The following is a 12,699-nucleotide window of genomic DNA, read 5'->3' as shown; positions in this document are numbered from 1 at the left end:
GTTTGATGACTCAAGGGGGCGGCGAGGCCCCACCCACCAGCTTCGCTGGTCCCCCCTCCCCACAAGGGGGGGGGGAAAAGGTCAGGTCGCCACCGGCACGGCCTTCTTGGCCGTCAGAGCCACCAGCGCCACCCCGGCCATGGTCGCGGCGGCCCCGATCACCAACTGCGGCGACAGGGTGTCGCCCATGAACACCACGCCGATGGTGCACGACACCAGCGGCGTCAGCAGGAAGTACGGCGTCACCCGCCCCGCCTCGCGGCGCTGGACCAGCCAGAACAGCAGGGCGCTGGCCCCGATGGTCGAGACGACGCCGGCGAAGGCCACGCAGGCCCAGGCGATCGGCGCCGCCGTCTTCACCCGCTCAGCCACGTTCGGCTCGAAACCGAACGACATGGCCAGCAGTACAGGCGTGGCGACCAGGGCGGTCAGGGCCTGGACCTTCAGCGGCTTCACCCCCGGCGTCTGGCGCACCAGCACCGTGGCCACCGCCCAGCAGGCGCTGGCGACGACGCCCAGGATGATGGCCGGCAAGTCGGCCGCCCCATGCGGGTCCAGGCTCATCCAGGCCACGCCGGCGAAGGCGACGACCAGGCCGCCGACCGCCAGGGGCCTCATGGTCTCGCCAAGCATCCGCCAGGCGAACAGCGCCGTGAACGGGATCCACAGCTGGGTGGCGACCACCAGCGGGCTCAGCGACTTGGCCATGCCGAACGCCACATAGATCAGGCCGAAGTGGATGGGTCCCGACAGCAGACAAATGACCAGCAGCCGCTTGGACGACGGAAACGGCGGCTTGATGAACGGGAACAGAAAGGCCAGGGCCAGGCCGAACCGCAGCGCCCCGACCATCATCGGCGGCAGCTCGGCCGTGGCTACCTTGGCGGCGGCGTTGTTCAGGCCCCAGACCAGGATGATGGCCAGGATGGCCAGGCGCTCGAGACCAGTCAGGGGCGAGTTGGAAGACATGGCCCCGCTTGGATCAGACCCCGCCCGGCGCTTCAAGTGCATTGGCGCCCCCGCCCGCGCCGACCACCTTGCGGATCGCCGCCGTCAGGATCGCCAGGTCGGCGTCCGGCGTCATGAAGGCCGGGGTCAGATAGACGACCTTGCCCATCGGCCGGATCCAGGCTCCCTCGGCGGCGAAGGCGTCGCACAGCGCGCCCACGGCCACCGGCCCGTCGAACTCGACCACCCCGATCGCCCCCAGCACCCGCACGTCGACCACGCCCGGCGCGGTCCGGCAGGGTTCCAGCCCTTCGGCGAGCGCCGCCGACACCCGCGCCACCTCGGCCCGCCAGGCGCCATCCTCGAACAGGTCCAGCGAGGCGTTGGCGGCGGCGCAGGCCAGGGCGTTACCCATGTAGGTGGGGCCATGCATCAGCGCCGCGCCTGCGTCGTCGGACCAGAAGGCCTCGAACACCCGGGTCGATGCCACCGCCACCGACAGCGGCAGGGTCCCGCCGGTCAGGGCCTTCGAGAGCGTGACGATGTCCGGCTCGACCCCCGCCGCCTGCATGGCGAAGAGGTCGCCCGTGCGGCCAAAGCCGGTGAAGATCTCGTCGAAGATCAGCAGCACGCCGTGCTTGTCGGCCAGGCGGCGCAGACGGCGCAGCACCTCCGGGTCGTGGAACAGCATGCCGCCCGCCCCCTGAACCAGCGGCTCCGTCAGGATGGCGGCGATCTCCCCGCCCCGCTCGGCCAGCAAGGCGTCCAGCGCCGCCTCCGAGACCGCGTCGACCGGCAGGTCGGCGATCACCTGGCTGGGCATCACACCGGAGAACAGGCTGTGCATGCCCTCCTCCGGGTCGCACACCGTCATCGTCGCCAGGGTGTCGCCGTGATAGCCGCCCCGGAACGACAGGAACCGCGTGCGGCCAGCGTGGCCTTGGTTGATGTGGAACTGCAGCGCCATCTTCATGGCGATCTCGACCGACACCGAGCCCGACTCGGCGAAGAAGGCGTGGTTCAGGTCGCCCGGCAGCAGTTTGGCCAGGCGCCGGGCCAGGCGATAGGCCGGTTCGTGGGCCAGGCCGCCGAACATCACGTGCGGCATGCGTTCAAGCTGGTCGCGGACGGCGGCGGCGATGTGCGGGTGGTTGTAGCCGTGGCAGGCCGTCCACCACGAGGCCAAGCCATCGACCAGCTCGCGCCCGTCGTCGAGCACCAGCCGCGAGCCGCGCGTGGCCACCACCGGCAGCGGCGGCCGGGCGGTCTTCATCTGGCAGTAGGGTCGCCAGACGTGGGGCGCGCCTGCCGTCAACCAGTCGAGGCTTTCCTGGGTCATGGCGCGATCCTTCGTTGCACGGCGGGGGCGCACTGCCTATGCCCTCCGGCGTCGCGTCGCAAACGGAAGTCCCATGCACAGTCTCGACACCTATGCCGGCGACAAGCTGGACCGCCTGGAAGCCGCCAGCCTGCTGCGCCGGCTGAAACCCACCCGGCGCCTGGCCGGCGGGTTCGTCGAGCGCGACGAGCGCAGACTGCTGTCGTTCTCCTGCAACGATTACCTGGGCCTGGCGCATCATCCGAAGGTCAAGGCCGCCGCCGTGACGGCGATCGAAGACCACGGCGCAGGGGCCGGCGCCTCGCGGCTGGTGACCGGCGACCATCCCTTGCTCTCCGAGCTCGAAACGCGGCTGGCGCGGCTCAAGGGCACGCAGGCCTGCGTGGTGTTCGGCTCGGGCTACCTGGCTAATGCAGGCGTCATCCCCACCTTCGCCGGCAAGGGCGACATCGTGCTGGTCGATGAACTGGCCCACGCCTGCATCTGGGCCGGCGCCCAGCTGTCGGGCGCGCGGATCATCCCCTTCGCCCACAACGACACCGACCACCTGGCCGCCCTGCTGGCCGAGCACCGCGCCAGCGCCCGCCACGCCCTGGTCGCCACCGACGGGGTGTTCTCGATGGACGGCGACATCGCGCCCCTGGACTGGCTGTCGGCGGTCTGCGAGGCCAACGACGCCTGGCTGCTGTCGGACGACGCCCACGGGGTCGGGGTGCTGGCCGACGGCCGCGGCTCGGCCGCCCTGTTCCCCGACGCCCAGATCCCGTTCCAGATGGGCACCCTGTCCAAGGCCCTGGGCTCGTACGGCGGCTATCTCTGCGGCTCGCGGGCCGTGGTCGACCTGATCAAGACCCGAGCCCGCACCCTGGTCTACACCACCGGCCTGCCGCCGGCCGCCGCCGCCGCCGCCCTCGCGGCGCTCGACATCATCGAGGCCGAGCCCGCCCTCACCGCCCTGCCCCTGGCCAAGGCCCAGGCCTTCACCAAGGCCGTCGGCCTGCCGCGCGCGACCAGCCCGATCGTCCCGGTGATCATCGGCGAGGCCCAGGCCGCGCTCGACGCTTCCAAGGCCCTAGAGGCCGAGGGCTTCCTGGTGGTCGCCATCCGCCCGCCCACCGTGCCGGACGGCGCGGCCCGCTTGCGCATCGCCTTCAGCGCCGAGCACCCCGACGCCGAGATCGCCCGCTTGGCGGCCCTGGTGCGCCCCTATGTGAAGCCCCGCTGATGCCCGCCCTCTTCGTCACCGGCACCGGCACCGACATCGGCAAGACCTATGTCACCTGCGCACTGATCCGCGCCCTGAAGGCCCGAGGCGCGACCGTGGACGCCTTCAAGCCGGTTGTCAGCGGCTTCGACCCGACCGACGCCGCCGGCAGCGACCCGGCCCGGCTGGCGGCCGCCCTGGGCGATCCCGGCGGCGTGTTCCGCATCGCCCCGCGCCGTTACCGCGCACCCTTGTCGCCCAACATCGCCGCGCGCCTCGAAGGCCAGACCCTGAGCCTGGACGACATGGTCATCGACGCCATGGCCCGCGCCGCCGAGATTCGCGACGGCCTGCTGCTGGTCGAGGGAGCCGGCGGGGTGATGTCGCCGTTGACCGACACCGCCACCAACCTCGACATGATCGCCAGGCTCGGCGCGCCGGTGCTGTTGGTCGCCGGCTCGCACCTCGGCACGATCAGCCACGTCCTGACCGCCCTGGTCGCCCTGCGCGCCGCCAAGGCCCAGGTGGCCGGGGTGGTGATGAGCGAGAGCCTCGACGCGCCCGACCTGGTCCAGACCGCCCAGGCCCTGACGCCGTTCCTTGAGGGGACTCCCCTATTCACCGCCCCCCGGGCCGAGGCCTGGGACGCCGCCGGCCTCGCCGACCACCTGCTGGCCACGGTCGGAAAGCCATGACCTTGCGCATCGCCATGATCGGCCTGGGCGACATCGCCCAAAAGGCCTACCTGCCCGTCCTGGGTCCGCGCCCTGACGTGGAATTGGTGTTCGTCACCCGCAACGCCGACACCCTGGCGCGATGGGGCGCGGCCTGGCGGGTCGAGCGACTGCACGCCACGCTGGACGCCGCCCTCGCCGAGGGCCTGGACGGCGCCTTGGTCCACGCGGCCACGGCGGCCCATCCGGCCCTCGTCCGTCAGTTGCTGGAGGCCGGCGTGCCGACCCTGGTCGACAAGCCCCTGGCCGACACCGGCGACGGGAGCGAGGTCTTGGTCGACCTGGCCGAGACCCGCGGCGTGTCGCTGATGGTCGGCTTCAACCGCCGCCACGCTCCAGCCTACCGCGACGCCGCCGCCCTGGGCGCGCCGCTGACGGTGATGCAGAAGAACCGCGCCGACCAGGCCGACGAGCCGCGCCGGGTGGTGTTCGACGACTTCATCCACGTGGTCGACACCCTGCGGTTCCTGGCCCCGGGCGCGGACCAGGTCGGCGTGCGCGGCCGGATTGCCGGCGGTCAGCTGGAGCACGTGGTGCTGCAGCTGTCGGGCGGCGGCCGCGACGCCCTGGGGATCATGAACCGGGCCAGCGGCTCGGACGAGGAGACGCTGGAGGTCTCGGGCGGCGGCGCCAAGCGGCGGATCGTCGACCTGTCCCAGGTGGTCGATCAGGGCGCACAGGACCATCTGACCCGTCGCGGCGACTGGACCCCGGTCGGCCGTCAGCGCGGGTTCGAGGACCTGTGCGGGACGTTCCTGAACGCGGTGCGCGACGGCCGGCGGCTGTCGGCGCTGGACGCCTTGGAGACGCACCGGCTGTGTGAGCGGATCGTGCGCCACCTGATGGCCGAAGGCTCTTCGCGGGCCACTTAGCGGGCATGGAGCCAAAGGAAGAGCGATTCCCAAAGGTTGTATATTGACACAATGCAATCCTGATGGGTCTCGTGATCCTTCCGCAAACCAGGAGGGTTCCATGACCGCCACCCGCTTCAAGGTCTTGAATTTCGGCCTCGCCATCGCCGCGGCCGTCTCTCTTTCCGCTTTCAACGCGCCCAAGGCCTACGCCTATCCTCCGCCCTGCGTGGAGTACGGGCTTTCAGTTTGCGACCCGCTCCATACGCGTTTCAGCGACGACTGGTGGGCTTGCTACTACGCGGCCTTCGACGAGTGCGAGTCGTGGGGTCTCGTCTCCTGGACGCCCCCGCAGGATTCCCAGACACTCGAACGGCGTCGCTTTCCCACGGCATTCGAGACCTATCGCGCGCGGTTGCTGGAATCGGCGCCGGCGGACGTCAAACCCGCCTGACCGAAGCGCGCTCGGAGATCGAATGGCCGGACCCCGGGGTCCGGCCATTTTCATGTTTCAGGGAACACGCGCGGCTCGAACCTCGGCTGGAACGCGGTTCGACTTCACGCGCCGGAACAGCTTGATCAGAGCCGGCGTCAGCCCGGCTTCCTCGACGCGGTGATAGGACGAGGCGGCCGCCAGCTCTCGCGACAGCCGCCGGTGGGCCTTGCCGAGGTTGTGGTACGGCAGGCGCGGCAGCAAGTGATGCAGGGCGTGGTAGCGCAGCCCGACCGGGGCCCACAGGAACGGCAGCAGGGCCGGCGGCGGCACGTTGACCGAGTCGAGGAACTGCGCTTCGAAGCTCATCCGTTCGCCGTCGTTCTGCCAGTAATGGGCAACCAGGGTGCGCAATTGGTTGACGAAGGTGGCCAGCGAAAACACCGCGAACCAGGTCGCCACCACGCGGAGCGGCACGACGCCCGCCACGGTCAGCGCCGCGACGCCCCAGCACCACAGCCAGCAGCCGACCTCCTGGGCCAGCCAGTCGGGACGGGTCTTGTCGTTGTCCTCGCGCACGAAATCGGGATTGATCACCAGCGCCGACAGCTTGGTCTTGACCATGCGGCGCACGGCCGGGAGCATGAAGGACAGCGGGATCAGAACCCCCGAGCGCAGGATCACCCCCAGCGGGGCCAGCAGCGAGATCAGGGCGAAGCCGGCCAGCTTGGCTTGCGAGAAACGGCCCAGCGGCAGGTATTCGGGGTCGCGAGGGGTGCCGAAGCGGTCCTTGGCGTGGTGCAGGTTGTGTACGCCCTCGTACATCATCGACGGTGTCATCAGCGGCACGCCGACCAGCAGGTTCCAGCCCAGCCGGAAGCCCGGCACATCCCTGGGGCGCAGGTGGCTGATCTCGTGGATGAAGCTCAGGCCGCGATAGAGGGCCAGCAGGCTGACCAGGCCGGCGACGAGGCCCACGGGCAGGCTGCGCGTCGTGGCGGACAGCGCCAAGCCGCCCCAGGCGGCGGCCGCGGTCAGGATCAGGTCCGCCCAGTAGAACGCCCGGCTGGGCGTGGTCAGGTCCGCCGTCAGGGCGTGAGCCTGGCGGACCAGACCGACCTCGTCTTTCGCGGTGGTCGAGCCCACGCTGTCCTCACGCCTCAACTTCGTCGTCACGGCCTCCGACTTGGGCCCGTCGCCGGCGAAATTCAATCCGCGAACGTCCGAATAGGCGTTCGCCCTTAGCTTTCGTCCCTTAAAGCAAACCGCGATGCGCCGGAACGCCAGCCATTGTCGCGCCGAACTGCAACACCATCTGTGTCGAACATTCAACCTTCCTCGAGGCGCCGCGACCAGTTCGTGGCGCGAGATTCCATGGAGATCCGATGACGCAGACGCTGGAACTTGGCCTGGACACCTTTGGCGACGTGACGACCGGACCGGACGGCGCGCCGCTGCCGCAGGCGCGGGTCATCCGCGACGTCGTCGCCGAGGCGGTGCTGGCCGACCAGTTGGGCGTGGACTTCTTCGGGGTCGGCGAACATCACCGCGTCGATTTCGCGGTCTCGTCGCCCGAGATCGTGCTGGCGGCGATCGCCGGCCAGACAAGCCGGATCAAGCTGGGCTCGGCGGTGACGGTGCTCAGTTCCGACGACCCCATCCGCGTCTTCCAGCGCTTTTCGACCCTGGACGCGGTCTCGAACGGCCGGGCCGAGGTGATCCTCGGGCGCGGATCGTTCACTGAATCCTTCCCGCTGTTCGGCTTCGAGCTGTCGCAGTACGACCAACTGTTCGAGGAAAAGCTCGACCTGTTCGCGGCGCTGATCCGCCAGCCGTCGGTGACCTGGCGCGGGGCGTTTCGTCCGCCGCTCGTCGACCAGGCGGTCTTTCCCCAAACCGAATCCGCGCCGCTGAAGACCTGGATCGGCGTGGGCGGCAGTCCGGAATCGGTGGTTCGCGCCGCCCGCTACGACCTGCCGCTGATGCTGGCGATCATCGGCGGCGATCCCAAGCGGTTCGCGCCCTATGTCGATCTCTATCATCGGGCGTTCGGCGAACTGGGCCGGCCGGCGCGCCCCATCGGTGTCCATTCGCCCGGCTATGTGGCTGACACCGACGAGCAGGCTCGCGAGGAGCTGTGGCCCGACTACAAGCGCATGCGCGACCGGATCGGGGCCGAGCGGGGCTGGCCGCCGATGGGCCGCGCCGAGTTCGAGGCCGAGGCCGACCACGGCTCGCTCTATGTCGGCTCGCCCGAGACGGTGGCCCACAAGATCGCCACCACGGTCCAAGCTCTGGGCGTCCAGCGTTTCCAGATGAAGTACAGCGCCGGGTCCCTGCCCCACGACAAGCTGATGCGCTGCATCGCGCTCTATGGCGAACGGGTCATCCCCCGGGTTCGCGAATTGGTGGGCTAACGCCAAGAAAAAGCGGCCAGTTCCGACAGGAACTGGCCGCTCATCGTCTCGATGCGTTCAGGCCGGGACCTAGAACGGGATCTCGTCGTCCAGGTCGGCCGAGAAGCTTTCGCGCGGGCCGCTGGGCTGGCTGCGCGGCGCGGCGGCGCCGCTCGAACCGCCGCCGTAGCCGCTGTCATAGCCCTGGTCGCCACCGCCCGCCGAAGCGCCGGCGCCGTCGCCGCGACCGCCCAGCATGGTCAGTTCGCCGCGGAATTTCTGCAGCACGATCTCGGTGGAGTACTTTTCCACGCCGCTCTGGTCGGCCCACTTGCGCGTCTGGATCGCGCCTTCGATATAGACCGTCGAGCCCTTGCGCAGATAGCTCTCGGCGACCTTCACGAGGTTGTCGTTGAAGATCACCACGCGGTGCCATTCGGTCTTTTCCTTGCGCTCGCCCGAGGTGCGGTCGCGCCAGGTTTCCGAGGTGGCCAGACGCAGGTTGGCGACGCGGTCGCCCGAGCTGAGGGTGCGGATTTCGGGATCGGCCCCGAGGTTGCCCACCAGGATGACCTTGTTGACGCTGCCTGCCATAGGCGGAATTTCCTGTTCACGCCCGGCGACCCATCGCGCCGGAATCTGACGCGGACGTTAACGGGTTCTTAAAAGCGAAATCAAGCTTTGTTCCACTAACGTTCCTGTGGAACGCCCGGGTTATCCACCGCCGAAAGCCACGCCTATTGCGCGGGCATGGCCCCGGGCACGGCCAGGCGGCCGTCGCCGGTGCGGACCAGCGACATGAACCGGGCACCCTCGTAGGTGTCGCCCAGATAGATGCCGTCCTTCTGCACGAAGATGAACTTGCCCTGATAGGCGCCGGTCAGTTCGCGGATGGGGCTGCCCATGCGGATGAAGCGGATCCGCATGCCCTCCAGTTCGGCGGCGCACTGCTCCATGCCCGGGACATTGCGGGCGACCGGATTGTATTTCAGCGTGCCGTCCTTCTGCTCGACGACGTGCATGCAGACGCCGCTCTCGAAGGGGGCCTTGGTCTGCTTGACGCAACCGGTCAGGGCCGTGGCGGCGGCGAGAAGGGAGACGGCGACGATGGAAAACGGGCGCATGGTCTTACGATCTCTCTAAACCGACGGGATGGAGCAGTCTGGCCCCTGTTCGATGATCGAATGGAAAGTGCGGTTGTCGGACGACGACTCCACCCGGCCCGGGACCCGGCGCAGGGTCTCGTCGCCCCAACGGCCGTAGGTCGCGCCGCCGGGACGCTCGCACTTGCCGCTGTAGAGCTGCTGGACACAGGCGTTCAGGGTGATCTCGCCTGGTTGCTTGCGCCATTCGCCACCGGCGTAGCGCCAGCAGACCGCCAGGGGCGTGGAGGCGGCGGCCGGGGTCGGCGCGGTCGTGGTCGCGGCGGGCGCGGCGACCGCGACGGTCTCGGCGGGCGGCGGCAGCGGGGTCAGCACCAGGCCGGCCTGGTCGGCGGCCGCCAGGGCCCCGGTCTCGTCGACGCCGACGTCGAGCGCCCCGGTCGCCACGCCGTTCTTCTTGGCGCATTCGGCCAGGGTGGTCTCGCCGACGAACTGGCCGCCGACGAAGCAACGCAGCGGACGGGCCGGATCGAGCTTGGTGTCGTCGGCGCGCCCGGTCTCGACCACCAGCCCGCCGCGCGAAGCCGGCGGCGCCTCGGTGGGCGACTTGCCGCCGTGCATCAGGGCCAGGGCGATGCCGAGGCCCGCGATCAGGGCCAGGGCGGCGCCGCCGCCCAGCAACACGCGTCGATCTTTGAGAAGTTCCATGATCCCTGGCTACGACGCGTCGATGACGCTTTCAAGTCCATGGGAAGACGCAAGGCGCAACTCGGTGGCGCGGCTCCGCCGATTAGCCGCCGGTCAGGCGGTTCAGGGCGGCCTGGTAGTTGGCGATCTGGTTGGTCAGATAGGTGGGGACCGTGCCGCCGGTCTTGCCGGAGCCGGTCGACGTATCGGCCGGCACGACGCCGTTGGCGGCGTCGGCCATCTCGCGATAGGCCAGGCGCACCGCCGCGATGGCCTTGGTCATGGCGGCCGTGGCCAGCTTGCGGCCGGTGTCGTCGGTGAGGTCCAGGCCGGTGTCCAGCGACAGGCCGTAGATCGGCCCCTTGCCATCCGCCGAGACGGTCTTGCCGTCGTCGATCTTGGTGTTGCGCACGATGCCGGGCTTGAGGCCCAGGGCCTCGAGCACGTCCGTGCCACCCTTGCCCGCCAGGATCTCGATCGTCGAGGTGGTCTGGGAAGGACTGATCCGCAGGCTGCGGCTGTTGCCCGAGCTGGAATATTCCACCTTGGCGGCGAAGCCGGAAGCCTTGCGGATCTTGTCGCCGAGGGTTTCGAGCGTGTCGTTGGCGTCGATCTTGATCGTGGTCAGCGTGCCGCGGGCCCGGGTGCGGATCTGGAAGGTGTCGCCGGCCCGCGCCGAGGTCGCCGACACGATCTTCTGCGACTGAGTGAAGTCCATCGTGCCGCGCGGCAGGCCGAAGACGTCCAGGCTGCTGGCGCCGGAGGCGTCAACCGCGATCGAGGTCGGGGTGGCGTAGCCGTCCTTGCCCGTCAGGCGCTGCTGCCAGGAGACCGCGCCCGTGGCCACGTCCATCTGGGCGACATAGCCGTCCTTGTCGCCGACCGTGGCCTGGCCCGCCAGGTCCTTGCCGGCCGAACCCACCAGCCAGACCTGGCCGTTGGAGACGGCCATGCCGGTGACGGTGTCGTCGCCCGTGCCGCCGTAATAGGCCAGGGCGTCCTGGGCGGTGCTGGTCAGGTCCAGCGAGACGCGGGCGGCGAAGCCGTCCGAGCCGCCGGACGCCACCGCGGTCTTGTTGTTGACGGTCAGGGCGCCGTTGGTGGTCGAACCGCCGACGTAGAGTTGCCCGTTGTCGATCGTCAGGCCGGCGATGTTGCCGCCCTTCAACGAGCCCAGGTCGCGAGTCGCGCCCGTGGTGAGGGTGGCCGCCTTGGTGTAGGTCACCGGGGCCGTGACCCAGACTTCCTTGTCGTTCAACGCCGTGCGGTTCTCGGTGACCACGGTGGTGGCGACGTTGAAGCTGCGAAGCATGGCCTCGCTGCCTTCCTTGCTGGCCACCACCACCTGCGAGCCGTTGACGACGATGCCGGCGACGGTGTCGTTCTCGGCGCTGCCGAAATGGGTCGTGAACAGCGCCTTGGGCGTGCCGGCGATGTCGGTGGCGAAGCCGGTCAGGTAGCTGTCGTAGCCGCCGGCCGTGGCGCCGGTGGCCGAGCCCGGCATGTCCGACTTGGTGCGCCCGCCGACATAGACCACGCCGTCCTGGCCGAAGGCCACGGCCGTGGCCTCGTCCTCCAGCATGCCGCCGCGGCGCACCGTCCAGGTCTCGTCGCCCTTGGCGTCGTAGAGCGTGACGAAGCTGTCGGTGACCGTACCGGCCGAGTCGGAGTTGATCGGGCCGTTGGTCGCGCCCGACAACTGGCCCGACACCGAACCGGCGATCGCCACCTGGCCGTCGGCGGAGATGGCCATGTTGTAGCCTGTGGCGGTGTCGGCGGCTCCCAGGGTGCGGGCATAAAGCAGCTTGCCGGCCGAGTCGTATTTCAGCAGGGCGACGTCCTGTTCGCCCTTGATCGTCTGGCTGCTGGCCGCCCCGTCGACGTCGGCCAGCACGTAGAGCGAGCCGTCCGGACCGGTCATCGTCTTGTGAACGTTGGCGACGGTGCCTTCCAGCGTGTCGGAGAAGATCTTGGTCCCCGGCTGGCCGGCCGTGCCGGGGCCGTACTTGACCAGGGTGTTCTCGATCTTGGCGTCTTCGGTTTCGGGCTTCTTGTCCGGATCGGGATTGCCAGCGGCGGTGGTGATGTAGACCGCGGGCTTGGGGGCCGGCGCGGTGAAGGTCAGGGCCTCGGTCGAGTCGCCGCGGATGCGCAGGGCGAAGTCGTCGCCGGTGGCCGGCAGCTTGACGGTCTGGCCGTTGACCGTGGTGGTCCGCTCCTGGCCGACCGTGCGCTCGACGGCGAAAGTGGTGTCGAAGCCGGCCGCGTCGAGCTTGCTGTTGAAGAAGCTGACCACGTTGGCCATCGTCCGCGGCGTGGCCCCCATCTCCGACAGGTCCATGGTCAGGTTGGTCGAGACGCCGAACTTCTTGACCGCCATGGTGAAGCTGACGGCGCCCGCGAAGGTGGGCACCACGTCGTCGACCTTGCCGCTGTAGAGTTTGCCGGTGACGTAGCCGTAGTTGTTCTTGGGCACGCCGACACTGGACTTGTCGCTGGTCATGACCGCGCCGGTCGTGACGCGCATGCCGTCGGTGCTGAGGTTCTGGATGTAGCTGTTGACCTCGTTCAGCCCCTTACTGAACACCGCCTGCAGCCGCTTGATTTCGCTGTCGGTGACGTTCTTCTCGCTGGACCGGTTGGCGATCGCCGAGAGGGTGTTGAGCGCCTGGTAGGTGGCGAACAGCTTCTTGTAGTCGCCGCTGATCGTCGGGGCGGCGTTCACGGCCGCGCCCTCGTCGACGAACTTGCGGCCGTTGAGCGCGCCCTTGACCATGTCGCTGGGCTCAGTGGTCACCGCGGTCCAGGGCGCGTTGGGCACGGTCTTCTTGGTCGAAGACGACAGTGACGAGGACATGCTGCTGGACGACGCCGTCGCCCCCGCGGCCTGGCCAGCGGACTTGGCCTGGTAGTAGCCGAGCAAAAGACTGGAATCGAAAGTGATCACAGCGTGTCCCAACGGGACGCACTACGCCCCTCGATTCGACTGTGGGCGATGAACGCT

General features: G+C 69.3%; 12 protein-coding genes. 5 read left to right on the top strand and 7 right to left on the bottom strand.

Annotation, left to right across the window (positions count from 1 at the left end; translation table 11 throughout):
- Positions 1-81 precede the first annotated feature (81 nt).
- The gene (locus ASD79_RS05270) at positions 82-1,005 is read right to left on the bottom strand and encodes a DMT family transporter (protein WP_156400387.1); all 924 of its coding nucleotides are present in this window, start codon (positions 1,003-1,005) and stop codon (positions 82-84) included.
- Positions 983-2,287 carry an adenosylmethionine--8-amino-7-oxononanoate transaminase gene (locus ASD79_RS05265; RefSeq protein WP_056720000.1) on the bottom strand — a complete coding sequence of 435 codons (1,305 nt, stop codon included), beginning with the start codon at positions 2,285-2,287 and terminating at the stop codon, positions 983-985. Before ASD79_RS05265 ends, ASD79_RS05270 begins: the two co-directional genes overlap by 23 nt.
- Before the next feature lie 73 nt (positions 2,288-2,360).
- On the opposite strand from ASD79_RS05265, the gene bioF reads away from it, so the two are divergent.
- From bioF to ASD79_RS05245, 4 genes are all read left to right on the top strand, one after another.
- Positions 2,361-3,512 (top strand): 8-amino-7-oxononanoate synthase, encoded by a 1,152-nt coding sequence (gene bioF, locus ASD79_RS05260; protein ID WP_056719999.1) that lies wholly within the window; start codon positions 2,361-2,363, stop codon positions 3,510-3,512.
- A complete protein-coding gene (gene bioD / locus ASD79_RS05255) occupies positions 3,512-4,186 on the top strand; it encodes a dethiobiotin synthase (protein WP_056719998.1) in 675 nt (224 codons plus the stop codon). Before bioF ends, bioD begins: the two co-directional genes overlap by 1 nt.
- A complete protein-coding gene (locus tag ASD79_RS05250; RefSeq protein ID WP_200952279.1) occupies positions 4,183-5,097 on the top strand; it encodes a Gfo/Idh/MocA family protein in 915 nt (304 codons plus the stop codon). Before bioD ends, ASD79_RS05250 begins: the two co-directional genes overlap by 4 nt.
- A 100-nt stretch (positions 5,098-5,197) precedes the next feature.
- Positions 5,198-5,530 (top strand): hypothetical protein, encoded by a 333-nt coding sequence (locus ASD79_RS05245; protein ID WP_056719997.1) that lies wholly within the window; start codon positions 5,198-5,200, stop codon positions 5,528-5,530.
- 57 nt (positions 5,531-5,587) lie between these two features.
- On the opposite strand, the gene ASD79_RS05240 is transcribed toward ASD79_RS05245, so the two are convergent.
- Positions 5,588-6,685 (bottom strand): fatty acid desaturase, encoded by a 1,098-nt coding sequence (locus tag ASD79_RS05240; protein WP_056720097.1) that lies wholly within the window; start codon positions 6,683-6,685, stop codon positions 5,588-5,590.
- 209 nt (positions 6,686-6,894) lie between these two features.
- Here ASD79_RS05240 and ASD79_RS05235 point away from each other — a divergent pair, with 209 nt between their 5' ends.
- A complete protein-coding gene (locus tag ASD79_RS05235) occupies positions 6,895-7,926 on the top strand; it encodes an LLM class flavin-dependent oxidoreductase (RefSeq protein ID WP_056719996.1) in 1,032 nt (343 codons plus the stop codon).
- 69 nt (positions 7,927-7,995) lie between these two features.
- Here ASD79_RS05235 and ssb read toward each other — a convergent pair whose 3' ends face one another.
- The 4 genes from ssb to ASD79_RS05215 all read right to left on the bottom strand — a co-directional run bounded on the left by ssb (position 7,996) and on the right by ASD79_RS05215 (position 12,642).
- Positions 7,996-8,499 carry a single-stranded DNA-binding protein gene (gene ssb / locus ASD79_RS05230; RefSeq protein WP_056719995.1) on the bottom strand — a complete coding sequence of 168 codons (504 nt, stop codon included), beginning with the start codon at positions 8,497-8,499 and terminating at the stop codon, positions 7,996-7,998.
- A gap of 143 nt (positions 8,500-8,642) precedes the next feature.
- Positions 8,643-9,029 carry a hypothetical protein gene (locus ASD79_RS05225; protein WP_056719994.1) on the bottom strand — a complete coding sequence of 129 codons (387 nt, stop codon included), beginning with the start codon at positions 9,027-9,029 and terminating at the stop codon, positions 8,643-8,645.
- 15 nt (positions 9,030-9,044) lie between these two features.
- Entirely contained in the window at positions 9,045-9,716 is a 672-nt protein-coding gene (locus ASD79_RS05220; protein ID WP_056719993.1) for a hypothetical protein, read from the bottom strand.
- An 82-nt stretch (positions 9,717-9,798) separates the two neighbouring features.
- Positions 9,799-12,642 carry a hypothetical protein gene (locus tag ASD79_RS05215; protein ID WP_056719992.1) on the bottom strand — a complete coding sequence of 948 codons (2,844 nt, stop codon included), beginning with the start codon at positions 12,640-12,642 and terminating at the stop codon, positions 9,799-9,801.
- Between the last annotated feature and the right edge of the window lie 57 nt (positions 12,643-12,699).

Source organism: Caulobacter sp. Root655 (assembly GCF_001427665.1).
In the GTDB taxonomy this organism is placed as follows: Bacteria; Pseudomonadota; Alphaproteobacteria; order Caulobacterales; family Caulobacteraceae; genus Caulobacter.
The sequence above is the reverse complement of the archived record's forward strand: the minus strand, read 5'-3'. Positions and strand labels throughout refer to the sequence as shown.

Excerpts from the sequence above, each read along its gene's own strand:
- ASD79_RS05265 (WP_056720000.1), bottom strand. The coding sequence starts at position 2,287 with ATGACCCAGGAAAGCCTCGACTGGTTGACGGCAGGCGCGCCCCACGTC.
- bioF (WP_056719999.1), top strand. The coding sequence starts at position 2,361 with ATGCACAGTCTCGACACCTATGCCGGCGACAAGCTGGACCGCCTGGAA.
- bioD (WP_056719998.1), top strand. The coding sequence starts at position 3,512 with ATGCCCGCCCTCTTCGTCACCGGCACCGGCACCGACATCGGCAAGACC.
- ASD79_RS05250 (WP_200952279.1), top strand. The coding sequence starts at position 4,183 with ATGACCTTGCGCATCGCCATGATCGGCCTGGGCGACATCGCCCAAAAG.
- ASD79_RS05245 (WP_056719997.1), top strand. The coding sequence starts at position 5,198 with ATGACCGCCACCCGCTTCAAGGTCTTGAATTTCGGCCTCGCCATCGCC.
- ASD79_RS05235 (WP_056719996.1), top strand. The coding sequence starts at position 6,895 with ATGACGCAGACGCTGGAACTTGGCCTGGACACCTTTGGCGACGTGACG.
- ssb (WP_056719995.1), bottom strand. The coding sequence starts at position 8,499 with ATGGCAGGCAGCGTCAACAAGGTCATCCTGGTGGGCAACCTCGGGGCC.
- ASD79_RS05225 (WP_056719994.1), bottom strand. The coding sequence starts at position 9,029 with ATGCGCCCGTTTTCCATCGTCGCCGTCTCCCTTCTCGCCGCCGCCACG.
- ASD79_RS05220 (WP_056719993.1), bottom strand. The coding sequence starts at position 9,716 with ATGGAACTTCTCAAAGATCGACGCGTGTTGCTGGGCGGCGGCGCCGCC.